The 26,137-nt window shown below is 38.1% G+C and carries 23 protein-coding genes; 13 read left to right on the top strand and 10 right to left on the bottom strand.

What is annotated here, in order from left to right; genetic code table 11:
* Positions 1-100 precede the first annotated feature (100 nt).
* Together NNJ73_RS08905 and trxB are read right to left on the bottom strand one after the other, a co-directional pair.
* Positions 101-1,006: a LysR family transcriptional regulator gene (locus tag NNJ73_RS08905; RefSeq protein WP_254493751.1), complete on the bottom strand. Its 906-nt coding sequence runs from the start codon at positions 1,004-1,006 to the stop codon at positions 101-103.
* A gap of 42 nt (positions 1,007-1,048) precedes the next feature.
* Entirely contained in the window at positions 1,049-2,005 is a 957-nt protein-coding gene (trxB, locus tag NNJ73_RS08900) for a thioredoxin-disulfide reductase (RefSeq protein ID WP_254493750.1), read from the bottom strand.
* 326 nt (positions 2,006-2,331) lie between these two features.
* Between trxB and NNJ73_RS08895 the strand changes: the two genes are divergently transcribed.
* A complete protein-coding gene (locus NNJ73_RS08895; RefSeq protein ID WP_254493749.1) occupies positions 2,332-3,726 on the top strand; it encodes a TrkH family potassium uptake protein in 1,395 nt (464 codons plus the stop codon).
* Between the two features lie 1,186 nt (positions 3,727-4,912).
* Here the strand turns inward: NNJ73_RS08895 and NNJ73_RS08890 are convergent.
* Positions 4,913-5,971, bottom strand: a complete 1,059-nt coding sequence (locus NNJ73_RS08890) for a glycosyltransferase family 4 protein (RefSeq protein ID WP_254493748.1) — start codon at positions 5,969-5,971, stop codon at positions 4,913-4,915.
* A gap of 14 nt (positions 5,972-5,985) precedes the next feature.
* Entirely contained in the window at positions 5,986-6,459 is a 474-nt protein-coding gene (gene greA / locus NNJ73_RS08885) for a transcription elongation factor GreA (protein ID WP_005773808.1), read from the bottom strand.
* 335 nt (positions 6,460-6,794) lie between these two features.
* On the opposite strand from greA, the gene NNJ73_RS08880 reads away from it, so the two are divergent.
* The 3 genes from NNJ73_RS08880 (at position 6,795) to NNJ73_RS08870 (ending at position 11,137) form a co-directional block, all read left to right on the top strand.
* Positions 6,795-7,100: an SH3 domain-containing protein gene (locus NNJ73_RS08880; RefSeq protein WP_254493824.1), complete on the top strand. Its 306-nt coding sequence runs from the start codon at positions 6,795-6,797 to the stop codon at positions 7,098-7,100.
* A gap of 275 nt (positions 7,101-7,375) precedes the next feature.
* On the top strand, positions 7,376-9,511 hold the full coding sequence (gene uvrB, locus NNJ73_RS08875; protein WP_254493747.1) for an excinuclease ABC subunit UvrB: 2,136 nt from the start codon (positions 7,376-7,378) through the stop codon (positions 9,509-9,511).
* A gap of 903 nt (positions 9,512-10,414) precedes the next feature.
* Positions 10,415-11,137 (top strand): BA14K family protein, encoded by a 723-nt coding sequence (locus tag NNJ73_RS08870; RefSeq protein WP_254493746.1) that lies wholly within the window; start codon positions 10,415-10,417, stop codon positions 11,135-11,137.
* A gap of 64 nt (positions 11,138-11,201) precedes the next feature.
* Here the strand turns inward: NNJ73_RS08870 and NNJ73_RS08865 are convergent, their stop codons facing one another.
* On the bottom strand, positions 11,202-11,852 hold the full coding sequence (locus NNJ73_RS08865; RefSeq protein WP_254493745.1) for an MBL fold metallo-hydrolase: 651 nt from the start codon (positions 11,850-11,852) through the stop codon (positions 11,202-11,204).
* 152 nt (positions 11,853-12,004) lie between these two features.
* Between NNJ73_RS08865 and NNJ73_RS08860 the strand changes: the two genes are divergently transcribed.
* Together NNJ73_RS08860 and NNJ73_RS08855 are read left to right on the top strand one after the other, a co-directional pair.
* Positions 12,005-12,709 carry a response regulator gene (locus tag NNJ73_RS08860; protein ID WP_254493744.1) on the top strand — a complete coding sequence of 235 codons (705 nt, stop codon included), beginning with the start codon at positions 12,005-12,007 and terminating at the stop codon, positions 12,707-12,709.
* Positions 12,710-12,716: 7 nt separating this feature from the next.
* Complete coding sequence (locus NNJ73_RS08855; RefSeq protein ID WP_254493743.1) at positions 12,717-14,057, top strand: ATP-binding protein; 1,341 nt, start codon at positions 12,717-12,719, stop codon at positions 14,055-14,057.
* A gap of 46 nt (positions 14,058-14,103) precedes the next feature.
* Here NNJ73_RS08855 and NNJ73_RS08850 read toward each other — a convergent pair whose 3' ends face one another.
* The gene (locus tag NNJ73_RS08850; protein WP_254493742.1) at positions 14,104-14,604 is read right to left on the bottom strand and encodes a YbjN domain-containing protein; all 501 of its coding nucleotides are present in this window, start codon (positions 14,602-14,604) and stop codon (positions 14,104-14,106) included.
* 379 nt (positions 14,605-14,983) lie between these two features.
* Complete coding sequence (locus tag NNJ73_RS08845) at positions 14,984-15,241, bottom strand: accessory factor UbiK family protein (RefSeq protein ID WP_254493741.1); 258 nt, start codon at positions 15,239-15,241, stop codon at positions 14,984-14,986.
* 286 nt (positions 15,242-15,527) lie between these two features.
* Between NNJ73_RS08845 and lgt the strand changes: the two genes are divergently transcribed.
* The 4 genes from lgt to NNJ73_RS08825 all read left to right on the top strand — a co-directional run bounded on the left by lgt (position 15,528) and on the right by NNJ73_RS08825 (position 19,918).
* Positions 15,528-16,406 carry a prolipoprotein diacylglyceryl transferase gene (gene lgt / locus NNJ73_RS08840; RefSeq protein WP_254493740.1) on the top strand — a complete coding sequence of 293 codons (879 nt, stop codon included), beginning with the start codon at positions 15,528-15,530 and terminating at the stop codon, positions 16,404-16,406.
* Entirely contained in the window at positions 16,381-17,496 is a 1,116-nt protein-coding gene (locus tag NNJ73_RS08835) for a class I SAM-dependent methyltransferase (RefSeq protein WP_254493739.1), read from the top strand. The genes lgt and NNJ73_RS08835 overlap by 26 nt, the downstream gene beginning before the upstream one ends.
* Positions 17,497-17,552: 56 nt before the next feature.
* A complete protein-coding gene (gene pgeF, locus NNJ73_RS08830; RefSeq protein WP_254493738.1) occupies positions 17,553-18,332 on the top strand; it encodes a peptidoglycan editing factor PgeF in 780 nt (259 codons plus the stop codon).
* 653 nt (positions 18,333-18,985) lie between these two features.
* Positions 18,986-19,918 carry a ribose-phosphate pyrophosphokinase gene (locus tag NNJ73_RS08825; protein ID WP_254493737.1) on the top strand — a complete coding sequence of 311 codons (933 nt, stop codon included), beginning with the start codon at positions 18,986-18,988 and terminating at the stop codon, positions 19,916-19,918.
* On the opposite strand, the gene NNJ73_RS08820 is transcribed toward NNJ73_RS08825, so the two are convergent.
* A complete protein-coding gene (locus NNJ73_RS08820; RefSeq protein ID WP_254493736.1) occupies positions 19,915-21,414 on the bottom strand; it encodes an ATP-binding protein in 1,500 nt (499 codons plus the stop codon). The two genes, NNJ73_RS08825 and NNJ73_RS08820, sit on opposite strands and share 4 nt — an antisense overlap.
* A gap of 286 nt (positions 21,415-21,700) precedes the next feature.
* Between NNJ73_RS08820 and NNJ73_RS08815 the strand changes: the two genes are divergently transcribed.
* On the top strand, positions 21,701-22,330 hold the full coding sequence (locus tag NNJ73_RS08815; RefSeq protein ID WP_254493735.1) for a 50S ribosomal protein L25/general stress protein Ctc: 630 nt from the start codon (positions 21,701-21,703) through the stop codon (positions 22,328-22,330).
* Between the two features lie 76 nt (positions 22,331-22,406).
* A complete protein-coding gene (gene pth, locus NNJ73_RS08810) occupies positions 22,407-22,988 on the top strand; it encodes an aminoacyl-tRNA hydrolase (protein ID WP_254493734.1) in 582 nt (193 codons plus the stop codon).
* A 353-nt stretch (positions 22,989-23,341) separates the two neighbouring features.
* On the opposite strand, the gene NNJ73_RS08805 is transcribed toward pth, so the two are convergent.
* Entirely contained in the window at positions 23,342-24,085 is a 744-nt protein-coding gene (locus NNJ73_RS08805; protein ID WP_254493733.1) for a L,D-transpeptidase, read from the bottom strand.
* A 251-nt stretch (positions 24,086-24,336) separates the two neighbouring features.
* Here NNJ73_RS08805 and ychF point away from each other — a divergent pair, with 251 nt between their 5' ends.
* Positions 24,337-25,440: a redox-regulated ATPase YchF gene (ychF, locus tag NNJ73_RS08800; RefSeq protein ID WP_254493732.1), complete on the top strand. Its 1,104-nt coding sequence runs from the start codon at positions 24,337-24,339 to the stop codon at positions 25,438-25,440.
* A 175-nt stretch (positions 25,441-25,615) separates the two neighbouring features.
* Here the strand turns inward: ychF and NNJ73_RS08795 are convergent, their stop codons facing one another.
* Complete coding sequence (locus NNJ73_RS08795) at positions 25,616-26,056, bottom strand: PRC-barrel domain-containing protein (RefSeq protein WP_254493731.1); 441 nt, start codon at positions 26,054-26,056, stop codon at positions 25,616-25,618.
* Positions 26,057-26,137: the final 81 nt, after the last annotated feature.

The raw sequence follows: 26,137 nt of genomic DNA, 5'->3' as shown, positions 1-26,137 counted from the left end.
TTTTATTGATTCAATATGGGAAAATTTGAAACAAAAAAATATTACGAGAGCCTTAAGGTGCAAAACAACTCATTGTTGCTTATAAATTAAGGCATGAATATTAAAAAGACCACTGACGCGCTTTTAAAAAAATATAATCTCGAAAAGCATTCAACCTTGCTAAATTCTTTAAATTATAAGGATAACAAAAAAAAGTATCAAAAGAAGGAATATCAACCATATCAGGAAAAAGACGCACCAAGCGCTCATCATTATTGACAATATAATCGGGCAGTACAGCAATCCCAAGATCACGCATAAGTGCATTCTTTATTGAAATAATATTGTTGATTTGTAGAATTGAAACACGCAATGATCCATCACTTCTACCAGCTTTTTCTAACCAATTTAAACCAGATAAATAAGGGGGAACAGGTTCACCAAACGAAATAATACGATGCCCATCGAGCTCAGACAATTTTTCCGGTTTTCCATAATTTGCAATATACTTTTCCGAAGCATAAACATGCATATGAATTGTAAATAATTTTCTTTGTATAAGATCGGGTTGTTGGGGTTGATGGAGGCGAACAGCACAATCTGCATGACACATTGTCAAATCAAGCTCTTCATCGGAAAGTAAAAGCTGAACCTGCATATCAGGGTAAAGACTGAGAAATTCTGGCATACGCTCTGCAATCCACCCAGCTCCCATTCCAAAGGTCGAGGTCACACGTAAATGCCCCCTTGGTTTTGCATAGCTTTCACTTAATTGTAAACGGACACTTTCAAGCTTCATCAAAACATCATGAGCTGTACGATAAAGAGTTTCTCCCTGTTCTGTAAGAATTAAACCACGCGCATGACGCAGGAATAAAGATACCCCAACCTCTTGTTCTAAAGCCGATACCTGTCGGGAAACTGCTGATTGAGATAAATGAAGTTTTTGAGCAGCATGCGTAAAAGATCCTGCTTCCGCTGCAGCATGAAATACCCTCAACTTATCCCAATCCAATGGTGACGCCACAATTAATTCTACCTTTAGATTCTCTATATTCTCAATGAATTATTAACGCTTAGATATCTCTAAAAACCGTTCTGCTTCCAATGCTGCCATACATCCCCTTCCCGCAGCTGTTACAGCTTGACGAAATGTTTCATCTGTTACATCCCCTGCAGCAAAAACACCAGCAATACTTGTTGCTGTTGAATCCGGTGCTGTCCATAAATAGCCGCCTCTTTTTTGTTTCAGTTGCCCTTCAAACAGAGAAACAGCAGGATCATGCCCAATGGCAATAAATATTCCCTCTGCTTCCACTTTCATCTCATGACCTGTTTTAACATTTTTCAAACGTGCCCCTGTTACAATAGCTCCCTTTGTTCCCTGAGCTGGCAGTCCTACAATTTCTTCAACCACATGATCCCAAAGAACACGTACATTATTACAAGCAAATAACCTATCTTGCAAAATTTTCTCTGCCCGAAACTGTTCTCGCCGATGAACCACGCTTACACTTTTTGCTATATGCGATAAATAAAGGGCTTCTTCAACGGCCGTATTTCCTCCCCCTACAACAATAACATCCTTACCCCGATAAAAAAAGCCATCACATGTAGCGCAAGCAGAAACACCACCGCCCATAAAGGTCTGTTCGCTTTCTAAACCAAGCCAGCGTGCTTGGGCTCCTGTTGCAATAATCAGTGCATCACAAGAATATTGTGTCCTTGAATCCCCATGTAAGACAAAAGGATACTTCAATAAATCTGCCTTTGTAATCGTATCATAGACAATTTTTGTCCCCATATTCTCAGCTTGTTTTGCCATTTGTTCCATCAACCATGGTCCTTGAATGGGGGCAGAAAAACCTGGATAATTTTCCACATCCGTTGTAATTGTCAATTGTCCACCCTGCTGCAACCCTGTTACTAATACCGGCCGGAGCATCGCTCTTGCCGCATAAACCGCCGCTGTATAACCAGCCGGACCTGAGCCAATAATCAGTAAACGAATATGCGATTGTAGCATTAAATCCCCTTCATTTTTTACAACTTAATTATTTTACAACTTAATAATTCTATAAATTCTAACGGAATGTAAGTCTTTTAAAAAAATATTTTTCAATAGGCTCAATTGTGTTATATATACTTCTTTTCAAGTTTTATGAAAAGGTCTGATTATCAATTCATCAAGGCATGCTAATGTTAAAGGCTAATCTTTATCCTATAAAGAGAAAAACATAAATTCTTATGAGCACAAAACCATAATAAAAAGAGATACAAAGATAGGGAACGGTCATTTTTCAGTTTATTATCAATGTCTGTGCACGTTTTGCGTTGATCATGGGAGGAGCAATGCTTTTGCCAATTTTGGTGGATTTGCATGACAATAACCGTGATTGGATAATCTTTCTTTATTCTTGTGCCATAACCACCATGTTAGCAACGCTGATTCTTCTAGCAACGAAGGGAGCTACTTGTCGTTTTTCAGCACGGCTTGGCTTTATGCTCACTGTTTGTCTTTGGCTTACAGGAAGCATTGTAGGTGCTTTGCCTCTTTATCTTTCCCCTCTTCCCATTTCTCTCGCAGGAGCCATTTTTGAATCGGTTTCTGGAATTACAACAACAGGCTCCACAGTCCTTTCTGGTCTTGATCATTTATCGCGAAGTATTTTGTTATGGCGCTCTATTATATGCTGGATTGGGGGCATTGGTTTTATCGGTTTAGCCCTCTTGCTTTTGCCTTCATTGCGTGTGGGGGGCGTACGACTTTTTCATATGGAATCATCTGATAAATCTGAAAAAATATTGCCCCGTATCAACCAAATTGCGAATGGAATTATCATTGCTTATGTTGGACTCACATTGGCTTGTATGCTTTCTTATTTTGCTGCAGGCATGAATTTATTTGATGCCATTAACCATGCAATGAGTACAGTAGCAACGGCGGGGTTTTCAACACATGATGCTTCTTTTGGCTATTTTTCTGATACCCCAGCCATCTTAATTATTTCAACAATCTTCATGTTACTTTCTGCTTTGCCCTTCGTACTTTATGTTAAGTTAGTCCTTCCTGGACACTCCAAGCGCTTCCTTGACCCACAAGTGATTGTTTTTCTCCATATCGTTCTCCTTTTCAGCTTTGCTTTAGCAGCGTGGCTACGGTTTCATGATCATCGTGCTTTCCACTTGATTTTCCTTGATGTCATTTTTCATCTTTCATCCATTATTAGCACCACAGGTTACAGTGCTGAAGATTATCAACTTTGGGGACCCTTTGCGCTTGGAATTTTCTTCATTGTTTCTTTTACAGGCGGGTGTGCTGGTTCTACTTCTGGTGGCATGAAAATCAATCGCCTCATTATTCTTTGGCGTATTACACAAACAAATATAGAAAAACTTCTTTCTCCTAATGTCATTGTAAAGGCGCGCTACGATCACTCAAATATATCAAACGATGTTGCTCAAGCCGTTTTGTTTTTTGTCTGTCTTTATATGTTCTGCCTTGTTATCGGCACTGCACTTTTGCTCACAACCGGTCTTGATTTTACCTCTGCCTTTACAGGCGTCTTAACAGCACTTTCAAATGTTGGTCCAGGCTTTGGAGAGATTATTGGCCCCGTTGGCAATTTCTCTACAATCAACGATAATGCCTTATGGATTTTAAGTTTTCTGATGTTAGCTGGACGCCTTGAAATCATAACAATATTCGTCCTTTTTATTCCCGCTTTCTGGCGTGAACAATTCTAATGCACAGAGCATTTTATTTTATCATGATAAAAAAACTAATAAAATAAAAAAGGCGCGAACATTGCGCAGGGTAATATTTAATCTTCAATCAATCAACTGAAAATTTTCTAAAATTTCAAATATCGTATAAATGATTGACATAAAAATATTTCGGAAAAAACAATCAAGTGACAACAGCTTTCAAAGCCGTAACATAACATATGGCACTTTACATGACATTCTTGAGTTTCTTTATCAAATAAAATGGATTTATAGAACATCCTTTTTTACGAATAATCGCTCATGCAAAAAATATGAATATTGGCTGATAAAAATGCTTTTTCTTTAATAAGTCATGGTCTTATAAAAAACAAAATACCATTTACTATAAATTCGCAATCGTATTAAAAAAAAACTCACAGCACTCATCACCCGCATTTCACGACAGTCCTCATGAAAGGCACAAAATGGGTATTATTACACGCCAGTACCACAAAACAAAATATAAATTAACACCACCATATTATTTTCTTTTTATGAATGTTGCAACAGCTTGCATTTCAGACAATTTATAAAAAACTTCTTTACAGCTCTTGTCTTTAATAGTTTTTATCCACCCCATACCATCTTCCAATTGTGATGTGCAAAAGAAAAGCTCTCATTGATTTAATATCAACAGATTTGACATGTAAAAATCTTAAAATATTATTCAAATTGCAAAGGTAGATTATCTATATGAATTGATATATTGATCTTAGATTTATCTTATTATGAATTTGATGAAAATATGTACGACTATCTCATCCATGGCGATACCATCATTATTTTTTTTAAGAGAAGAAAACATTTTTTTGCACTCTATTGGAGTCTTACAAAACAAACAATATCAGGACAAAACTGTTAAGATAGTCCATAAATCTATAGATTTGAGCTAAAACATCGTTTTCTTATTCTAAAATATCACTAGAATAAAAATAGCTTTCCTCCCTTCTCGTATGCTTTATTATAAGCCTCATATCGCTCTCAAGCGTATACATTTTTAATTTTTTTATCCAAATTTTGAAAAATTCTTATAGCATTCTACTAAAGACAAAATAAATTTTGCAAAATAGCATTTATATCTTTGAGCTATTTTTTTGATGATTACGAAATGATCCTTAAGGAACGCACTTTTTATCATTCCTCAAGAAAACTTTCGATATAACATTTAAAGTGTTTTTCCCGCAAACAGTTCTTTGTAAACACTTTCAATCTCGCTTACCTCTTTTTCCAAAGGAAAGTGGGTACGAACATGCGCTAAAGCTTTTTCCCCTGCTGCCAATGTTTTTTCTATATCAGCAAAATAAGGTTCAATGGCTGCCGTTAAAGCTTCCCCATCTCCTGCTTTTACAACCGTTCCTGTTGCTTCTACAACCAATTCTTTATAAGCGCCTGCATCACTCGTTACAACCGCAACCTGTGATGCCATGGCCTCTAATGGTGTTAAACCAAAGCCTTCTGTCCGAGAAGGTGCAATATAAAGCGATAAACGACGATACCACAAAGGAATGTCCAGAATTTCACCAAGAAAAATAATGCGATCATCGAGACCAGCCTTAGCAACTTTTCGGCGTAATTCTTTTTCAAAACGATAATGTTGTTCTGTCGTACGACCAGCGATAAGTGCTGTCCACTCTGGATAGAGTGGTAATAACGCTATCATGGAATCAACAAATAAATCTGTTCCCTTTGAGCTGCGCAAACGGCCAAAACACCCTACCGCATATTTTCCTGGAAATCCTGTTGAAGAAAAGTAATCATCAAGAGTCCGTGGTGGCGTAAAACGCCTCACGTCCACCCCATGCATAATAACCTTATGAGAAACTTCTAGATAAGCCCCCGTACGTGTACTGGTAGCAATAACCCTATCCATACGGCGAATCAACCATTTGGTAAAAGGCTTATGATGACGCTGTGAAGCCGATGTAAAGATAAGTTTCAGCTTCATTTTCAAGATATCGCGCAAAAAGATCCCACAAAGCATCTCAATATTGCGCCTTGCATGCCAAATACGGAACGACTTCCCTTTCGGACTTTTCCAAAGTCCGAAAAGGTCCCAAAAGGCAAGAGCCGGAAATTTTCTTGGTAAGCCAAACCCCAAGGTGGCTATACGCACTCCCTGTTGACGTTGCAGTGGAATAAGCTGAATAATCGTGGATGTTACTCCCGATAAACGCCTTTTAAAGTGGGGCGCAATAATCTCAGTTTCTTCCAAAGACACACGCATAACTATTTAGATATTTAAATGTACTGAACCTTAATGATTTCGTAATTATGTGCACCACCAGGCGCATTCACTTCAATCACATCACCCTCTTGCTTGCCAATGAGTGCACGTGCAATCGGCGAAGAAATAGAGATTTTACCAATCTTTACATCAGCTTCTTGATCCCCTACAATCTGATACACCTTTTTTTCTTCAGTATCCTCATCTAAGAGTTTAATAGTCGCTCCAAATTTGATTTTGTCACCTGAAAGACGAGAGACATCTATAACTTCTGCTCTTGCGATATAATCTTCAAGCTCATTGATACGCCCCTCATTATGACTTTGAGCTTCTTTAGCAGCATGATACTCGGCGTTTTCTGACAAATCACCATGGGCACGCGCCTCAGAAATTGCTTCAATAATTCGTGGACGTTCCTGTTGTTGACGCCAACGCAACTCTTCTTTAAGACTTTCAAAACCAGCTGTAGTCATCGGAACTTTTTCCATAATCCGTCCCTTTCTATTACACGGAAGGTTTAATAAAAATACAAAAAACGGCTTCCAAAATTACTTTTGGAATCCGAAAACTACGATATTTTTCATTATATAGCACAGTATCCCTGTTTTCCATATAAAAATAAATAAAGGGAACAAAACATGCACTAATAGTGTTTAAAACATCTCATTTTGGTGTTTAAAACGTTAAACTTCGCTCTCCTCTTTAAAGTCTTATAAAGAAGAAAGAATTGTATTTTTTTTTGTTTTATCATAGTCTAGCAACAGAAATCATATGGGATATCAAAGAGAGAAGGATAATTTCTAAAGAAATTCTTTGTAGAAAAATGAAAAAAATTGTCATTTTTTTTATGTTTGGCTCTTTCTTTTTAGCCACGACAATATCTAAAGCAGCAGACGCTTTTGTGACAACAAATCTTAATTTTAGAACAGGACCGAGCACTCAGTATGCAGTTTGTGGCTTAATCTCTGCTGGAGAATTAGTTTTTGTTAAAAACTGTGAAGGAAATTGGTGCCATATCCGATATAACGCTCAAATAGGTTGGGTATCATCGCGTTATCTTTCATTTAAAGATGGCAATAACCTTTATCACACATACACAATGTCTTTAGCTCCAAAACAGACCCCATAGGATTATTCTTCATAACAGCCATAATAACTTATGCCCTCTTGAAGATCATCATGGCAAGAATGCAATAATATCCCACGAGCGACCACAAATATGCCCCTATCAAAGAAACATTTCGAAGAACTCGTCTCATAGAAAAAACTTGATCAACATGCTTATGAAAGTGCCAATAAACCAAAACAAACCACTCAATAACGTTTTGCTGTTCTCGTAATAAAATTGTAAAAATTAGTATTTTCTTTAAAATCACCAGCACTTTTCTCTCAAAGGATACAACAATGAAAAATGGTGTTACTGCAACCGTAGAAGCTCTTTCTGCTCTCATTGCTTCAGGTAATCCTCTTTTTAAAAATGGTGCATTATGGACACCTCATCGCCCTATCCGTCCTGAAAAATCTGAAGGTGGTATTCCATTTCAACTCGAAACATCCTTTAAACCGGCGGGAGATCAGCCTCAAGCCATTAAAACTCTGGTTGAAGGAATTGAAAAAGATGAACGTACACAAGTGCTTTTGGGGGTGACTGGCTCGGGAAAGACCTATACGATGGCGAAAGTCATTGAAAAAACACAACGTCCAGCTCTCATCTTAGCCCCCAATAAAACGCTTGCTGCACAACTTTACGGAGAATTTAAAAACTTTTTTCCTCACAATGCTGTCGAATATTTTGTTTCTTATTATGACTATTATCAACCAGAAGCCTATGTTGCACGCTCTGACACTTATATTGAAAAAGAATCCTCTACTAATGAACAAATCGACAGGATGCGCCATGCTGCAACACGCGCCGTTTTAGAGCGTGATGACGTTATCATCGTCGCATCTGTCTCCTGTATTTACGGAATTGGTTCCGTAGAAACCTATACGGCCATGACCTCCCAAATAGAAAAAGGGAACAAACTCAATCAACGAAAATTCCTGGCTGATTTAGTTTCTCAACAATATTATCGACAAGATATTAATTTCATTCGTGGTTCCTTTCGTGTGCGGGGAGATACCATTGAAATTTTTCCTGCTCACCTTGAAGATCGTGCTTGGCGTATCTCGCTTTTTGGTGATGAAGTAGAAAAAATTACTGAGTTTGATCCTCTAACGGGACAAAAAACAGATGACCTTCAATCTATTAAAATTTATGCCAATTCACACTATGTAATACCACGTCCAACCTTAAATCAAGCAATGAAATTGATCAAACGAGAACTCGTTCAACGTCTTGATGAATTGAATGACGCCGGTCGTCTTTTAGAAGCACAACGCTTAGAACAGCGTACAATTTTTGATTTAGAAATGTTAGAAACAACAGGTTCATGTCCGGGAATTGAAAATTATTCACGTTATTTAACAGGACGAAATCCTGGTGAACCACCACCAACCTTATTCGAATATATTCCACTCAATGCTCTTGTTTTTATCGATGAAAGCCATGTCACGATTCCCCAAATTGGTGGCATGTATCGCGGTGACTTTCGCAGAAAAGCCACTCTAGCAGAATATGGTTTTCGCCTCCCTTCCTGTATGGACAATCGTCCTTTACGCTTTGAAGAATGGGACGCTATGCGCCCACAAACAATTGCTGTCTCCGCAACACCTGGACGCTGGGAAATGGAACAATCCCATGGTGTTTTTGCTGAACAAATTATCCGCCCAACTGGGCTTGTTGATCCAGAAACAGAAGTTCGTCCAGCACGTACTCAAGTCGATGATGTTGTCAATGAAATTCGTAAAACAATTCAAAAAGGCTACCGTACATTGGTCACGGTCCTAACCAAACGTATGGCCGAAGATTTAACGGAATATCTCCATGAACAAGGTATTCGCGTACGCTATATGCATTCCGATATTGATACGTTAGAGCGCATTGAAATTCTTCGTGATCTGCGGCTTGGCACCTTTGATGTCCTCATTGGAATCAACCTCCTTCGAGAAGGTTTGGATATTCCAGAATGTGGTTTTGTTGCCATACTAGATGCCGATAAAGAGGGTTTTTTGCGCTCAGAAACCTCGCTCATCCAAACCATCGGTCGTGCAGCACGTAACGTAGATGGTCGCGTTATTCTTTATGCAGATACAATGACGGGCTCTATAGAACGTGCTTTACAAGAAACTCAAAGACGTCGACAAAAACAAATAACCTACAATAAAGAGCACCATATCACACCAACCAGTATCAAAAAAAATATCGACGATATTCTCAATGCAGGAAGTGAAAGCCGCCAAACTTTTACAAATATCTCTCATTTTATCACGCAAAATAATATAGATCGTAACAATTTAGCAAGCCATATTCAATCTCTGGAAAAATCAATGCGTAAAGCAGCAGCGGATCTTAATTTTGAAGAAGCAGCACGATTTCGTGATGAAATAAAACAACTCCAGAAAATAGAACTCGCAATCTCGGATGGACCCTTAAAATAGTATCGCGAACACCTTTCTCCCATGTTCCCCCTTTAACTCTTAAGTGACGTAAATCTTGATGAGGAAGGTTCATCCATAGATATCAACGTTTTGAAAAATCAAAAAAAGAAAAAGATCTTACAAAAATACTTTTAACAAAACGGCAAAAAACAAAGAAACATTTTGTCCAACAAATAATCTAAAAATCTCAAAGACTCTCAAATAAACCTTTAATTTCTGAAAGCCTACACGAAATACTCATAAACGAAACATGCTTTATACTTCAATAAAAATTGTCTCATATAAAGAAAAAAGGATCCATTAAAAAACTCAAATATGAGTCTTTTTAGAAAATTTTCTAAATTCTCAATCAATAATAATAAATTAAAGAGAATATTTTTTATGACCCCAAAAATTTATTTATAAAGATAATTTATCGTTTTTTATAGTGCATAAGAACCAAAAACGCCGTAAAATTTTCTCATTTCAAACCTGTTTATGGTGAAACAAAAAACGTCCGACTTACACCTAATAAAAAAATGAACAATGATCTATGAATTCAAAAATATAACATATCTCCTTATTATAAAAGTATAAGTTTATAATAGTATTAATGATATTTTTGATTCATATTTTTATTTTTTAAGTTATACGGAATCATATAATGCAAGAATTCTCTATCCAATAAAAAGTTTTTTTACTCTTGTAAAAATGAGATTTTATAAAATAATTTTTGTCAATCAACATCAAGAGAATATTTTTTATGAAAAAGGATCTTTATTCTTTGTTTATTTTATCATTTTTTGTCAACCAAATAGCTCTTTATTCGTTTTGTCAAAATAAAGTCAAAAGTTGTTCAGATTATATTCAGTTTGTCACGTGTATGATGTGAAAAAATATGGATTTAAGTTAAGGAGTGTCGCTATGAAAAAATCTAGTAAATTAGCGGTATTATCAGTGGTATCAGCAACAACCGTTTTGATGCCACTCAGTACAGCGCTTGCCAATATGAAATGGATGCATAGTGAAAGTCATATTGATCAACAAATAAATGATATGAGAAGAAGTATGGATAAGCAAATGGAGGATATGAAGAAAGGAATGCATTCCTATTTTCCTTCTTATCATTCTAACAGCCATTCTACTTTTGAAAGATATCATTCTTCTCATACGCATCCCCACCATCATGTTGACCATAAAAGACGAGAACATAATCGTCATCATGTTGAACGCAAAACATATCGTTATGTTGAACGCAAAAAGACAACACATCGTCATATACATGAGCATCATGTAACACGCGATAACTCAGGGGATGCTGTAGCAGCAGGTATTCTTGGTCTCGCAGCAGGGGCGATTCTTGGCAATGTTTTGAAAAAACCAGAACAGCCACAAATTATCTATCAACCTATGCCACAAAGACAGGTTGTGTATCAAGAGGTTCCGCAAGTGGTGTATCAACAAGTTCCACAAACCCAAATCCTTTATGAATCTCAGTCAACAGCCACATACCAGCCGTTCCAGCAACCATGGACTCGTGGATGGCTTCAATATTGCAAGAAAAAGTATCGTTCATTCAACCCCAAAACAGGTACTTTTAGAGGCTATGATGGACAAGACCACTTTTGTTATGCTCCATTGAATTAGTATTTTTGCGTTGCTAAGAAAATTTTAAGTAACCCCAAAAAAACGCTTTAAAGCGTTTTTTTGGTTATATGCTGAGATCTTGAAGAAAAGGATTCCATCGATGCTCATAGCCTATATGGCTTCCAGGACCATGACCACAGATGAAACGAACATCATCGCCTAAAGGCAAAACTTTTTCTCGAAGTGATTTCATCAATTTTTCATGAGAACAAAAAGGAAAATCTGTACGTCCGATAGAACCACGAAAGAGAACATCACCCAATAAAGCAAAGCGTTCTTTTTCATTAAAATAAATAACATGACCAGGAGAATGCCCTGGTGTATGAAAAACCCTGAACACATGTTCAGCAAAATGGACACTATCACCATCTTCTAACCATTGATCCGGAATACACACAGAGGCATCCGTGATACCATAGCTTCTTGCACTCTCAACCACAGCATCCATCACAGGCTTATCATCGCGATGTGAACCGATAATTTTTACGCCAAGTGCTTCTTTTACTTGCATCGCTGCTCCCACATGATCAAAATGACCATGTGTTATCCAAATTGCCTCAACGGTAATACCCATCCTTTTAATGACTTCTTGAATTCGAAGCCACTCTCCACCAGGATCCACTAAAACCCCCACTTTTTGTTCCTTATCAAAAAGCAGAGTACAATTTTGCTGAAAAGGCGTAACCGGAATAATATGTGTACTAAAATGACTCATGAAACCTTTTTCAAAAATAAATCTTTTCAAGCTTCCTTTTTTCAAGCTTACAAGGAACATTTCCTGCCTTCTATAGGATAGCCTGCTCGACAGCTTTATGCAACTTATGTAAAGTTAAATCTTTTGAAAAAATAGTTTAAAGGTTTTGAAGCATGACCAATCACGTTCAAGTTTTGTGTGACGATGCCCCTCACCTTCTTGTGATTGATGACGATACACGTATTCGCAATCTTTTATTTCAGTTTCTCATTAAAAATGGATTTCGTGTTTCAGTTTCAGCCAATGCTGATGAAGCAAGGCGACTGTTGGCAAGTTTAGATTTTGATCTTCTTATCGTTGATATCATGATGCCTGGTGAAAACGGTATCAACCTTACCCATTCACTCCGTCAAACAAAAGATGTTCCTATCCTCATGCTAACAGCTTTATCAGAAACAGACAGTCGTATCCGTGGATTAGAAGCAGGTGCCGATGATTATCTGGCTAAGCCATTTGATCCTCGTGAACTTCTTCTTCGCATCAACGTCATTTTACGACGCGGCTTTCCCCTTAGCCAACCCAAAATTGAGCAAATCGTTTTTGGGCCTTATATTTTTTCAATTTCACGGCGCGAACTCAAAAGGGGAGGAGAAATTATTAAACTAACTGATAAAGAACAAAAAATGATGGTCATTTTTGCCGAAAACGCAGGTGACATCATTCCGCGTCATCAATTTGCAATGGATGACAACACGATCAGTGAACGTGCCATTGATGTACAAGTCAACCGTCTTCGTCGTAAGATCGAAAAAAATCCAGCATTGCCTGTATGGCTCCAAACCGTACGAGGAATAGGGTATAAACTCTCAATTGAATAGGCAAACAATGATCAAAGCTTTAAGAATTTTTTTTCGACGGTTAACGAAAAAGATGCCTAAACGGCTTTATGCACGCTCTTTGATCATTATTATCGCTCCCATGGTGTTACTGCAAACGGTCATTGCTTACGTCTTTATGGAACGTCATTGGCAAATGGTAACGGAGCGTCTTTCAATGGCTGTCGTGCATGATATTTCAGCCATTATTGATATTATTGAAACATACCCGCAGAAAGATAACTATGAAGATATCAAACGTATTGCACAACAACGTATGGGCTTAAACATTTCTATTCTCTCTCCTACCCCCTTACCCCCTCCAGGACCTAAGCCATTTTTTGCAATTCTTGATTATTTTCTCAGTGAAGAAATTACCCGCCAAATCAATCGTCCCTTCTGGATTGATACCGTAGGGGATTCTGATCTTGTTGAAATCCGCATCCATCTTGGCCACAATATCTTGCGCGTCTTTGCACCACGTAGCCAAGCTTATGCTTCCAATACTGCTATTTTTTTAAGTTGGATGGTAGGAACAGCCCTTGTTTTATTGCTGATAGCAATTTATTTTTTACGCAACCAAATAAAACCCATTCAACAATTGGCTGAAGCAGCTGAAAGTTTTGGGCGGGGGCGCCCCTTACCAAAAGGATTTCAACCACAAGGAGCCGATGAAGTTCGTCGTGCTGGTATTGCTTTTTTACGAATGCGCGAACGTATTGAACGGCAAATCGAACAACGCACCATGATGCTCTCAGGTGTAAGCCATGATTTAAGAACTATTCTTACACGTTTTAAACTCCAGCTAGCATTAGCAAATACTGATTTTGATATTAAACCGCTTGAGCAAGATGTCAGTGATATGCAAAATATGTTAGAAGATTATCTTGCTTTTGCCCGTGGCGAAGGAAGTGAAAGTGTCAAGACCTTTGACCTCAACGCTCTTATGCAAAAATTCTCCGACGATGCGCATCTTCACAAACGTCAATTTTCTTATGCCATTGAAGGCCCTACACAAATACAAGTACGCCCTCGTGCGTTCACACGCTTGGTCAGCAATCTTGTCTCAAATGCATTTTGTTATGGAACGACCATTAAACTAATAGCCAACTCTCAAAAAGAATCCTTTATATTGATCATCGACGATGATGGACCTGGAATCCATAAAGATATGCGGACAGAAGTTTTTAAGCCATTCTTCAGAATTGATAGAGCACGAAATCAAGATGCAAGTGGAACAGGACTTGGTCTTTCTATTGCCCAAGACATAGCACGCAGCCATGGTGGCAACATACAATTGGATGAGAGCCCTCTCGGGGGATTACGCGCTATTCTTGATATCCCCCTATGAGCCATCTTTCAGCAAACCGCCTATAAACAATAACCGACTTTATATTTTAGGCATTCCCTACAGTTTCAAACAAAGTGTATTGCAGTGCCTTGTAAGCGCTTTCTCCTGATAAAGCCACCATCTGAAAAGCAACATAATGGCTTTCACAGGCTTTCAGTGCGTGTATCAACAATGTTTCAACCTGTATATGGGATGGATGCACTCCACCAGCCAACAGAAGACCTTGTCGATAAATAACCGAATTATTCCTCTGCCAGTAATCAAAATGTCCCAACAACAACTTTTCATTAATCGCGAGCAATAAGCGTTGTATTTCGGCTGTTCGAGCATTTTCAATAGAAAGATCAAATGAACAAGCCAAATGCAATGCTTCTTGCTCTTCCATCCATGAAAAAGCAAGACGATAATTTGCCCGTTTTCCTTCCACACAAACGCTAATTTCATCTTGGGCATCCCGCTCAAACGACCAATTATATTCACAGGCAATCTGTTCGATAAAGTCAACAGGATGCTCTTTTCTTTCTGTGGCGCAAAATGCAAGCCTCATCACAATCCTCAATCATCTTAAAACATTGTCAACAGAATATAAACCGCTTAAATTGTAACAATATTTTGTCACAATCAGAACTTTTACACCAAACAAATACACATTAAAAACATCGACACTACCCCCCCAGAACACAATAGCGCTCTTTAGGGCAACCTGATAATCATAAAACGAATCATCAAGTATTTTCAGTGTATTGATACAATTTCATAGCGCCAGCCCCCCTGATTCAAAAAAGTGAATTTTACCCCCCCAAAAAATTAAAAATAAACAAATGCTCCGCTCTAACAGACTCAAGATTAAGCATTTTTTAGTTTCACACATCGTATTGAAAAATTGGGGATATTTTTTTGAAGATTCTTTTTTTAGAAAAACTATTCTACTTTTTTCGTGTCTGCTTTTTTTCTAAATCATCAAGACGCTTTTTCAAATCAGCATTATCAGCATGGACTTTCAGCACCATCTCCTTAAAGGTCTCAAATTCTTCACGTGAAACAAGGTCAAGTTTATTGACTATCTTTTCAGCTTGCACACGAAAAGCTGTTCCAGCTTCACGTCGTATACCTTGCGCAACATCAGCGGCATCTGTTGCTAATTTTGCTAATTCATCAAGAATACGGTTTGATCCATTACGCATAACATTTTTCCTTAAATTTTAATATTGACGCACGCATTATAGCGTATTCTCATAACATTTAGATACTGTAATTTGTTCCTTTTACCCTATTTTTACCTATTATGCCGATTTTTCATGACGAGTTTGTTTGAAAATTTTTATATTCCTTTTTATCGCCATAATTTTTTACCACAATGCGAATAGGTGTCTATTCTCCTTCCTGACTTGACCATTGTGCATTCATCTGTCATTTCTGACCATTAGAGTCACTTCATATCCATCTTATACAATGTAAAGTGCTTCATTCATGAACAATCTTGTCTGTCCAGCCATTGCTTTTCCATCTTTTCTTGATCCTGTCATTATCCAGCTAGGCCCCATAGCACTTCATTGGTATGGGCTTGGTTATGTCGTGGGTATTCTTTTTGCTTGGTGGTATGCGCAAAAATTATTAAAAAAACCGTCTCTATGGCATAAAAACCACCCTCCCATGGATAAAGAAAAGATCGGAGATTTCGTTGTCTGGTCTGCCATAAGTGTTGTTGTCGGAGGGCGTTTGGGACAAGTTCTTGTATGGGATCCTCTTTATTACTTCAGCCATCCAAGTGCTATCATTGCCGTATGGGATGGGGGAATGTCTTTTCATGGTGGTCTTATTGGCATTATCATTGCAATGATTTTGTTTTCTCGTAAAAATAACATCAATATACGATCCATGTTTGATATCATTGCTGCCGGTGCGCCTATCGGTATCGGCATTGTACGAATCTGCAATTTCATCAATCAAGAATTATGGGGCAACGTTACCACACAACCTTGGGCAGTTTGTTTTCCTCTAGATCCTTACTATTTACCGCGCCACCCAAGCCAACTTTACGAAGCATTTACAGAAGGATTTTTTCTCTTCACTCTTCTCTTCATTGTTATTTTTGCTTTCAAAGCATTCAAACGCCGTGGGACTGTGTCAGGAATATTTATTATAGGCTATGCAATAGCACGCAGTATCTCAGAAATTTACCGTGCTCCTCAAGAAGATCCAGAATGGTTCTCGACCCTTTTCCATTCTATAGGCTTTACCTATGGCATGGCTTTATCTCTTCCCATGCTTCTTTTAGGGTTTTATCTCCTCCTTCAAGCATTTAAAGACAAATCAACAGAAAATGGCATCCCTCAAAGAAAAAATTAAAGAAATCATCGCATCTCATGGCCCCATTACTGTCAGTGAATATATGACATGGGCGCTCACAGATCCTCAATTTGGCTATTATCAAACACAAACACCTTTTGGGCGCACTGGTGATTTCATAACAGCACCCGAAGTAAGCCAATTATTTGGAGAAATGATTGGCATTTGGATTCTTGCAAATTGGAATGCTCATGGTTGTCCTCAGCCTTTTATTCTTGCTGAAATAGGGCCAGGACGTGGAACTTTGATGGATGACATTTTGCGAACCATCCAAAAGCTTTCGACAACAGCATTTAATGCTGCTGAAATTTTTCTGATTGAAATAAGTAAAAAACTCGCAAAAGAACAAAAAAAGCGCCTTTTCTCTTATCAAAAACAAATCCATAGCATTGAAAATTTTAATCAAATTCCTTCAAAACCTCTCTTTCTCATTGGTAATGAATTCCTCGATACACTCCCCATCAACCAATATATTAAAATCGATGGTGAATGGAAAGAACGCTGTATTACCGTCGATCAAAATGGAGATTTCATCTTTATTGCTGCCCCGCATAAACTTCCTTCTTCTTGTCTACAAACCTATTGCTCTGAAGTCCCTGATGGGACAATTTTTGAACATGCTCCCTTACGACATCAATTCATGCAACAGATCAGTCACCATTTAGTGCAAGTCACAGGTTCTGCTTTGCTTATCGACTATGGTGCTTGTGACCTTGCCTTTGGCGATACCTTGCAAGCACTCTCAAAACATAAATTTCGAGATGTTTTTGATGCCCCTGGTGAACATGACTTAACATCCCATGTTGATTTTTCTTTTTTAAAAAATATAGCTCTTGAACAGGGCTGTTTTGCTGAAATCTTAGAGCAAGGAGAATTTCTTTTTAAAATGGGGCTCATGGAGCGTGCAAAACAACTTGGAGTGGGCAAAAGCGCTTCCTTGCAAGACAAAATCCGCCAAGATATCGAACGGCTTGCTGGCCCAGATCAAATGGGCAAACTATTTAAAGTTTTACATTTCAGTGATAAAAATATATCTATACCCCCAATTTTAATGATCGACAATTGTGTCAATAAGCATATCATTCTCTGAAATGTTCGTCGACAAATAGAAACATCTCATTTCCAATAACCCCATAAGGGACTTTTATGAAGCCTATCCCTCATCCCATCCTTGCAAAAAATCTCTCTACTTTACACACCCATGGGATAAAACATGGATTTTTTACACGTCAAGCTAGTGTTTCAAAAAACTTTCATAGCTTTAATGTCGGAAAAAGATCAAATGACCAACCTGAACATATTGTACAAAATCGTCTTTTGATTGCTGATTATTTTTCTATTGAGGTACAAAACTTAGTCACGGTCAATCAAATACATTCTTCCGATGTTGTCGTAGTCAATCAAGCGTTTATTGACAAACTTCCCAAAGCAGATGCTCTCGTTACCACCACAGCAGATCTCGTTATTGGAGTTCTTACAGCAGATTGTGGCCCAATACTGTTTGCTGATCCACACGCTGGGGTTATTGCCGCAACGCATGCTGGCTGGCGCGGAAGCTTAAATGGAATTATTGAGAAAACAATCGCAGTTATGGAAAAACAGGGAGCCAAAAGACAATCAATAACAGCAGCTCTTGGACCTTGTATTGGCCCACACCACTACGAAGTAACAAATGAATTTTATAACCAATTTATTGAGTGTCACAGCAAATTTCAAAAATATTTTTTAAAAACAGAAAAAATCAATCACTTTCATTTTAATCTATGGGCATTTATTATCAATCAACTCAAAGAAGCAGGCGTTAATGCTTCTTGTGTAGAGCTTTGTACCTATCAAGATGAACAGCATTTTTTTTCTTATAGACGTGCAATACACCGCAATGAACCTGATTATGGGCGGCAAATTTCTGCCATTATGTTGAAATAATTTTTTTTCAAAAAAAAATCAAAACCGCAAACAAAATAATATCGATAAAATAAGTACACTTTTTTCTACAATGCTTTTTTCATAAAAATTTTTATTGGCGTTACAAAACACGAAAACTGTCGCATTGAGAAATAAAACAAATTCTTCTGTTCAACGTTTGCTTATTAATGACCTTTAATACGTCATTATTTAAACATAAAATATCATTGAAGCTATTTTCTAAATCAAGTAGTTGAAAAAAGCTGAACTAAGTGATTTAAAATATCTTCACTGCCTTCACTCTCTCTACAAACAATGACAGATCAATTTTAAAAAATACCTCGAAATACCCAAAAAATAAAAAGCATGACACGCATCAAGATCCGCAAAAGCATCCTTAGAACAAGTAATATATAAAACTTATAGAGATAAAAGATCTTTCTCTATCACAGATCCTCCCGTACAAATAAACCGTACCTTTTGTTTTTTCTTAACAATTTCAATAATTAACTCTACAAGGAACAAAAATTTTGGAAAAAGAGAAAATATACCGCATCGCTCTTTAACAATAATCAATAAAATTGTAAGGCTTTTGTAATTGTTTTCTTGCAATTTAATAAAAAGAAATTAAAAACCGTGTCGCATTCCTACCATGATTATTCAGAGGTTCTACTATGAAACTTTTCTGCGGAAATTCTAATCCACGTCTCGCTGAAGATGTTACAAATTATTTGAACATCCCCTTAGGCAAGGCAACTGTAAAACGCTTTGCTGATCAAGAAATTTTCGTAGAATTGCATGAAAATGTACGTGGACAAGATGTTTTTGTTTTGCAATCTACATCATATCCGGCAAATGATCATTTGATGGAATTGCTCATCATGATTGATGCCCTTCGTCGTTCTTCTGCGCGTCGTATTACAGCGGTGATACCCTATTTTGGCTACGCCCGCCAAGATAGAAAACCTGGACCACGGACTCCTATTTCTGCAAAACTTGTTGCCAACCTGATTACTGAAGCAGGCGCCCATCGCGTTTTAACGTTGGATCTTCATGCAGGACAAATTCAAGGTTTTTTTGATATCCCTACGGATAATCTCTATGCTGTTCCTGTTATTTCTCGCGATGTCAAAATGCATTATTCTCTTGAAAATGTTATTGTTGTTTCACCTGATGTGGGTGGTGTGGTCCGTGCTCGCTCGCTCGCCAAGCGCTTGAACAGTTTGCTTGCTATTGTCGATAAACGTCGTGAACGTCCTGGTGAATCAGAAGTTATGAATATTATTGGAGATGTATCGAGGAAAGATTGTCTTTTGCTTGATGACATTGTTGATTCAGGTGGAACTTTATGCAATGCAGCAAGTGCTCTCTTAAAACAGGGTGCCAATAGTGTCACAGCTTATATCACGCATGGTGTTCTTTCTGGGAGTGCAATCGAACGCATTACCCATTCAGAAATGAAAGAATTGGTTATTACAGATTCAATTATGCCAACAGGAGCCATTGAGAAAGCTCATAATATTCGCGTGTTACCCATTGCTGATCTCATTGGAGAAGCAATCGCTAGAACAGCAGCAGAGCAATCCGTTTCCAGTCTATTTGGTTAAAGTGGTTCTTTGGGATCCCCTGGTGCTGTTTCGACACCAAGATCAGGAAATGCAACAATACGTTGACCACTAAAATGCGTATGAATAACAATGAGTCCGCGTTCTTCAAAGTAGGTTAAAAGCCGACGTGCACGACTTAAAGAGTGTGTCCCATAAAGACGGGCTAAAAATGCATCAGATGGACATGGCTTTCCGCTCAATGCGGCCTGTGCCACATTCAAGAAGACTCCTTGAACATCATCTTCCAAACTTTCTGATATCTGCAAAATATATTTCCAATGTTCACTGACAGCTGTTTGTTCATCGACAAAAGCTTGAGCAATCGCCAATTTACGCCGAAATTGTGAAAGATTAAAAGGAACCTTAGACATACCATGGATGCGGCAACGAACCGAAAAATCTTGATAAAGCACCGCTGTTGAACGATAAAAAGCCTCAGGATCCTCAAGAATTTCCCGAATAACATGTTCTGCTTGACTATTATGCTCAATATCAGAAAATTCAGGAAATAAACTCGGGGGTTCTTCTAAGTCCTCTTGTTTTTTATGCACCACCTCCTCTAATATCTCGTGCATTGATTTTTCTCTCACAGGCTCTCGTATTTGTTTAAATGGCGTTAAAATTTCCTCTGGTGAAGCCGTAAAAACGAGTTCTTTTGCATCTATGTTCTCTGTTGGAAGTGGCATTAATTTAGGGCTAGAAGAGCGTGCTAAAGTTTCAACAGAACCAATGATAATTGGTAAGGGACGTCGTGATAAAGCAGGGCCTAAAGCGATAAAATGTCCCCGCTCAAGATCTCTAAACATTTCCGCTTGACGACGCTCCATTCCCAAAAGATCAGCCGCACGCATCATATCAATATCTAAAAAAGTGCGCCCTATTAAAAAATTTGAAGCTTCAGCAGCAACATTTTTGGCAAGCTTAGCCAAACGTTGTGTTGCAATAACACCAGCAAGACCACGTTTACGTCCTCGACACATAAGATTGGTCATAGCGCTCAGAGAAATTTTACGCGCTTCATCGGAAACTTCCCCTGCCGCTGTTGGCGCAAACAATTGTGCTTCATCGACAACAATAAGCATAGGATACCAATAATTACGTTCCACATCAAACAGTGCTCCAAGAAAAGCCCCCACAGCACGCATTTGTTGTTCAGTATCCAACCCTTCCAGATTAAAGACCACCGAAACCCGATGTTGCCGAATGCGATGAGCAATACGCGTCAACTCTAATTCACTTCGTTGAGCCTCTACAATAACATGACCAAATTTATCGGCCAAAGTTATAAAATCGCCTTCTGGGTCAATCACACAGTGCTGCACCCACTGAGCACTTTGTTCTAAAAGACGGCGTAAAAGATGAGATTTCCCTGACCCAGAATTCCCTTGTACAAGAAGACGTGTCGCCAATAATTCTTCCAAATCCAGAAGTGCTGGCATCGATTTATGCAAAGCACGACTTTCTGACATCTCACCCAAGGCAATCTCAACCTTCATAACATCTCCAGTGTTTGATTTTAAACATATCAGCGCCTATTGGTTGATTCTCTATCCGCACCGCAATTTGTAACATTTCCTCCTTTTTAACGGTAGAAATCATCGATTTTTCCCACAACTCTTGCATCTATGAAGAGTTTGAATTATAGAACAAGCTTCTACGTAGACACCCTTGGAGGCAACGTAGAATGGAGCAATCGCTGTTTTCTAGCGCATATCTTCATATCCATGCAAAAACTGTTATTGTTTTTGAAGGATCTCCAATCATGTAAAAAGGACTTAAATTATGAGTAAAAGCTACACTCTTAAGGCCGAAAAACGCGAGCGGGTTGGTAAGGGGTCCTCCCGTGAACTTCGCCGCAACGGTCTTATCCCTGCTGTCATTTATGGTGAAAAACAACCTCCTTTGGCAATAACAGTTCCCTATAAAGAAATTTTCTACAAAATCCACGCCGGTGGCTTTCGGACCACCATTGCAACAATTGTTCTCGACAAGCAAAAAATTATGGTCTTGCCAAAAGATTACCAATTGGATCCTGTGCGTGACTTTCCACTCCATGTCGATTTCTTACGCATTTCAGCAAAATCCGTTGTAGAAGTGAATATTCCTGTCCACTTCCTCAATGAAGATACAGCACCTGGACTTAAAAAGGGTGGTGTCCTCAATATTGTTCGACACGAAATTGAATGTACAGCTCCAGCAAATGCTATTCCTGAAGCCATCGAAATTGATCTCTCCAGCTACTCTATTGGTGATTCTATTCACATTTCAGCCGTTCAACTTCCAAAAGATGTGACACCCATCATCCAAGATCGGGACTTTACCATTGCAACCATTGCAGCTCCCGCTAGCCTGGATGTCACTGATGAAACTTCCGAACAAGAAAAGGATGAAGACGAAGCGCCAACTTCATAGAACACAACAGGCGGGAATTTTTCCCGCCTTCATTTATGATACGTATACTCCCCTCACACTTTGACTGAAGGTACATATGTGGCTTATTGCTGGTCTTGGAAATCCTGGTTCGCAATATCAAAATAACCGCCATAATATTGGGTTTATGGCTGTTGATGCTATTTATCAGTCCTTTTCTTTTTCTCCATGGTCGAAGAAGTTTCAAGCAGAACTCTCCAATGGTTTTATAAATAATGAGAAAATTTTTCTTATAAAACCGCAAACTTTCATGAATCTATCGGGGCAAGCTATTGGCGAAGCTTTGCGATTTTACAAATTAGATTTAAAGAATTTGATCATCATTTGTGATGAGTTAGACCTATCACCGGGGAAAGTCCGTATAAAAATTGGGGGAGGAAATAATGGACATAATGGTATTAAGTCTATTGATGCTCATTGTGGTACTGACTATTGTCGTCTACGTATAGGAATTGGTCATCCTGGAAACAAAGAACTTGTTCATCAGCATGTTCTAGGAAATTTTACCAAATCTGATCAAGAATGGTTGCCCCCTCTCTTAGATACCCTTGCAAAAAATATTGCTCTCCTTATAAAAGGTGATAAATCTCTCTTTATGAATGAAATTTCACAAATGATAAAAAACAAGAACTTACCCTAATCGCTTATTTCTCTTATCGGCAAAAAATCAACATTTCTCTATAGAAATTTTATATAACGTATTATAAAAATTAATTTTTATAAACTGAATAAAAATGCCAAATATCATAGGTTTATTATCAAATCTATTGATAATGAAGCAATCAAAACCATTGGCTTACACCTCACAAATTGGAAAGGTATACAGATAAAAACTCTTGAAAAAAGAAAGAAAAATGCCTCTTATAAGTCTTACCAAAGGTAAAGCCTGTTGGGGAAACATGAAAAGCTATATTTGTACAAACTTTTTGAAAAAGAGAAGATTGAATAGAAAACCAAAATACTCAAATGGCTCTCTCCAATCTTCTCCTAGCATTAAAAATCATTTGGCTGAATGGTTGACTCTAGCGGATCGTAGCCATCTGATTGTTGACTGTAAACTGTAGGGACACTTCTATTGTTTTGCAACACCACAACACGCGAGCCAACGGGAACACGATCATAAAGATCAATAATATCTTGATTGAGCAAACGGATACATCCGCTTGAAATAGCACGCCCTATTGACCAAGATTCATGTGAGCCATGAATACGGAAAAGTGTATCTTTCCCATTTTTGAAAAGATAAAGTGCTCGCGCGCCCAATGGATTATCGGGTCCTGGTGGCATTCCTTTCCCCAAATGTCCATAACGTTCTGGTTCTCGAGCCATCATTGCTGCAGTAGGCGCCCAATTTGGCCAGCGACGCTTGCGCTGTACAACACCCTCTCCTTCAAATGCTAGGCCTTCCTTACCGACCCCAATTCCATAGCGTAAAGCTTTTCCATTTTCACCAATAAGGTAAAGAAAACATTCTTGCGTATCGATAACCAAGGTCCCAGGTGGATAAGATGTATAATAAATCACTTCTTGTCGCCAAAACTTTGGATCAATTGTTGCAAGATCAACGGCAGGTAACAGATAAGTTTCATTCGTTACAGGACCGTACAAAGCCTGTATTTCTGGTGGAATGTATCGAGCTTGTTGAAAAGAAGCCGATGACATATCTGATTGACGTGTTGTAGCACATCCAGCTAAAGCTAAAAGTGCTGCAATTAAAAAGGCACAACGAGATAACACTCTTCTATTTTCTCCGATTAAACTATTTATGCAGATTTGCGTACCATGAAAAACTTAGCACACTATTAACATTAACTCGAAGTTTTTTTAATTATTAAGTTTTAGAAGAATTTTAAAGGGTAAAAAAAGCAGATTATTTATTGCTGTAGACTTTTTTCTCACTTCTCGCAATACAAAGACTATAACTCTTCTGAAAATATGCTATAAAAATTCTATCTTGAGCATAAAATCAACAGAAAAGAAGGACTCTCATGGGCTTTAAATGCGGTATTGTTGGATTACCTAATGTTGGGAAATCAACTCTTTTTAATGCATTAACAAAAACAGCCACTGCACAGGCTGCCAATTATCCTTTTTGTACCATTGAACCCAATACTGGTGAAGTTGCTGTTCCAGATTTACGAATGAAAAAAATTGCGTCAATCGCTGGTTCAAAAGAAATTATTCCTACACGCATTAATTTCGTTGATATTGCGGGGCTTGTACGAGGCGCGTCAAAAGGCGAAGGTTTAGGGAACAAATTTTTAGCCAATATTCGCGAAGTCGATGCTATTATCCATGTTTTACGTTGTTTTCAAAATGAAGATATTACCCACGTAGAAGGACGTATTGATCCTATTTCTGATGCAACAACCGTTGAAACTGAACTCATGCTGGCGGATCTTGAAAGTCTGGAGAGACGAATCGTACAAATCCGTAAACGAGCAATTGGAAAAGATAAAGAAGCTCTTACAATTCTCCCTGTTATGGAAAAAGCATTAAATATTCTGCAACAGGGAAATCCTGTCCGGTTATTACTCAAAGATATTGCTTTAGATGAACACCATATTCTAAAGAGTTTAAATCTTCTCACTTCCAAGCCTGTACTTTATGTTTGTAACGTAAGCGAAAATGATGCCGCTCATGGAAATAACTTTACCCAAGCAGTTGAAAAAATGGCAATAGAGCATAATGCGCAAAGCATTATCATTTCTGCATCTATCGAAGCAGAAATCACGCAACTGAATGATGCTGAAGCATCAGAATATCTCGATGCTCTAGGGCTTGTTGAGCCAAGTTTAAATCGCCTTATTCGCGCTGGTTATTATTTACTTGATCTCATTACTTACTTTACGTGCGGACCTAAGGAAACACGAGCATGGACAATTACGCGTGGTACAAAAGCTCCCCAAGCCGCCGGCGTTATTCACTCTGATTTTGAGCGCGGCTTCATTCGTGCCCAAACGATTAGCTACAATGACTATATTGCTCTGGGAGGAGAAAGCGGTGCAAAAGAAGCAGGAAAGGCCCGCGATGAAGGAAAAGAATACATTGTGCAAGATGGCGATATCATGTTATTTAAACATAATACTTAAATCTTTATTCTCCCTTAATATTTTAGCATTTTATCTTGAAGATTTTGTAATAAGTCTATAGAAGGGTGTTGCAAAAGCTCCCAAGTTCTTCTGAACTAAAAACCGGTTGCTACCATATTATTACATATTATTATGGTAGCAACTTTTTTATCGATTAAAGAATGAAAATATAAAATTAGCGCATCCAACGCCCTTCATATTTAAATGTTGGAGCGTTTTTTAAAGAATCCTTTGTCGCATTTGTAATAAGTTTCCACTTACCATAATCATTTGTCATCTGGATTGTCTCTGGAGAAACGACCACATAACTCTCCCCTATACCAAGAAAACCGCCAACAGCAATTACAAATCCCGCAATATTATTTTCACGTAGAATAATATCTTTTACTTCACCAATATTTTCATCTTCTATATTATAAACATCGGCGCCTATAAGGCTGGAAGCAACAAAGTCCGTTGCTAAAGGCGTTACATAACGCACAGACTTATCGATCCCCACCTGTACAATACCCGTCGAAGAAATTATTTCATGTTTAGAAGGCATTTCAAAAGACTGAGCATAAGTACTAGAAACCATCAAAATTGACATAAGAGTAGTACATACAATTTTTTTCATTTTAGCATCTCCGTTTTTACTTTGCTTTTACTTTATAAAACCTCAATGCATCATAAACAGATTTGTTCCTTATGCTCTTTA

This window comes from Bartonella sp. B1099 (genome assembly GCF_944801835.1).
Taxonomy (GTDB): Bacteria; Pseudomonadota; Alphaproteobacteria; order Rhizobiales; family Rhizobiaceae; genus Bartonella.
This window is presented reverse-complemented; position numbering and strand designations above follow the sequence as displayed.

Excerpts from the sequence above, each read along its gene's own strand:
- trxB (WP_254493750.1), bottom strand. The coding sequence starts at position 2,005 with ATGCTACAATCGCATATTCGTTTACTGATTATTGGCTCAGGTCCGGCT.
- NNJ73_RS08895 (WP_254493749.1), top strand. The coding sequence starts at position 2,332 with ATGCTTTTGCCAATTTTGGTGGATTTGCATGACAATAACCGTGATTGG.
- NNJ73_RS08890 (WP_254493748.1), bottom strand. The coding sequence starts at position 5,971 with ATGCGTGTGTCTTTGGAAGAAACTGAGATTATTGCGCCCCACTTTAAA.
- greA (WP_005773808.1), bottom strand. The coding sequence starts at position 6,459 with ATGGAAAAAGTTCCGATGACTACAGCTGGTTTTGAAAGTCTTAAAGAA.
- NNJ73_RS08880 (WP_254493824.1), top strand. The coding sequence starts at position 6,795 with ATGAAAAAAATTGTCATTTTTTTTATGTTTGGCTCTTTCTTTTTAGCC.
- uvrB (WP_254493747.1), top strand. The coding sequence starts at position 7,376 with ATGAAAAATGGTGTTACTGCAACCGTAGAAGCTCTTTCTGCTCTCATT.
- NNJ73_RS08870 (WP_254493746.1), top strand. The coding sequence starts at position 10,415 with ATGAAAAAATCTAGTAAATTAGCGGTATTATCAGTGGTATCAGCAACA.
- NNJ73_RS08865 (WP_254493745.1), bottom strand. The coding sequence starts at position 11,852 with ATGAGTCATTTTAGTACACATATTATTCCGGTTACGCCTTTTCAGCAA.
- NNJ73_RS08860 (WP_254493744.1), top strand. The coding sequence starts at position 12,005 with ATGACCAATCACGTTCAAGTTTTGTGTGACGATGCCCCTCACCTTCTT.
- NNJ73_RS08855 (WP_254493743.1), top strand. The coding sequence starts at position 12,717 with ATGATCAAAGCTTTAAGAATTTTTTTTCGACGGTTAACGAAAAAGATG.
- NNJ73_RS08850 (WP_254493742.1), bottom strand. The coding sequence starts at position 14,604 with ATGAGGCTTGCATTTTGCGCCACAGAAAGAAAAGAGCATCCTGTTGAC.
- NNJ73_RS08845 (WP_254493741.1), bottom strand. The coding sequence starts at position 15,241 with ATGCGTAATGGATCAAACCGTATTCTTGATGAATTAGCAAAATTAGCA.
- lgt (WP_254493740.1), top strand. The coding sequence starts at position 15,528 with ATGAACAATCTTGTCTGTCCAGCCATTGCTTTTCCATCTTTTCTTGAT.
- NNJ73_RS08835 (WP_254493739.1), top strand. The coding sequence starts at position 16,381 with ATGGCATCCCTCAAAGAAAAAATTAAAGAAATCATCGCATCTCATGGC.
- pgeF (WP_254493738.1), top strand. The coding sequence starts at position 17,553 with ATGAAGCCTATCCCTCATCCCATCCTTGCAAAAAATCTCTCTACTTTA.
- NNJ73_RS08825 (WP_254493737.1), top strand. The coding sequence starts at position 18,986 with ATGAAACTTTTCTGCGGAAATTCTAATCCACGTCTCGCTGAAGATGTT.
- NNJ73_RS08820 (WP_254493736.1), bottom strand. The coding sequence starts at position 21,414 with ATGAAGGTTGAGATTGCCTTGGGTGAGATGTCAGAAAGTCGTGCTTTG.
- NNJ73_RS08815 (WP_254493735.1), top strand. The coding sequence starts at position 21,701 with ATGAGTAAAAGCTACACTCTTAAGGCCGAAAAACGCGAGCGGGTTGGT.
- pth (WP_254493734.1), top strand. The coding sequence starts at position 22,407 with ATGTGGCTTATTGCTGGTCTTGGAAATCCTGGTTCGCAATATCAAAAT.
- ychF (WP_254493732.1), top strand. The coding sequence starts at position 24,337 with ATGGGCTTTAAATGCGGTATTGTTGGATTACCTAATGTTGGGAAATCA.
- NNJ73_RS08795 (WP_254493731.1), bottom strand. The coding sequence starts at position 26,056 with ATGAAAAAAATTGTATGTACTACTCTTATGTCAATTTTGATGGTTTCT.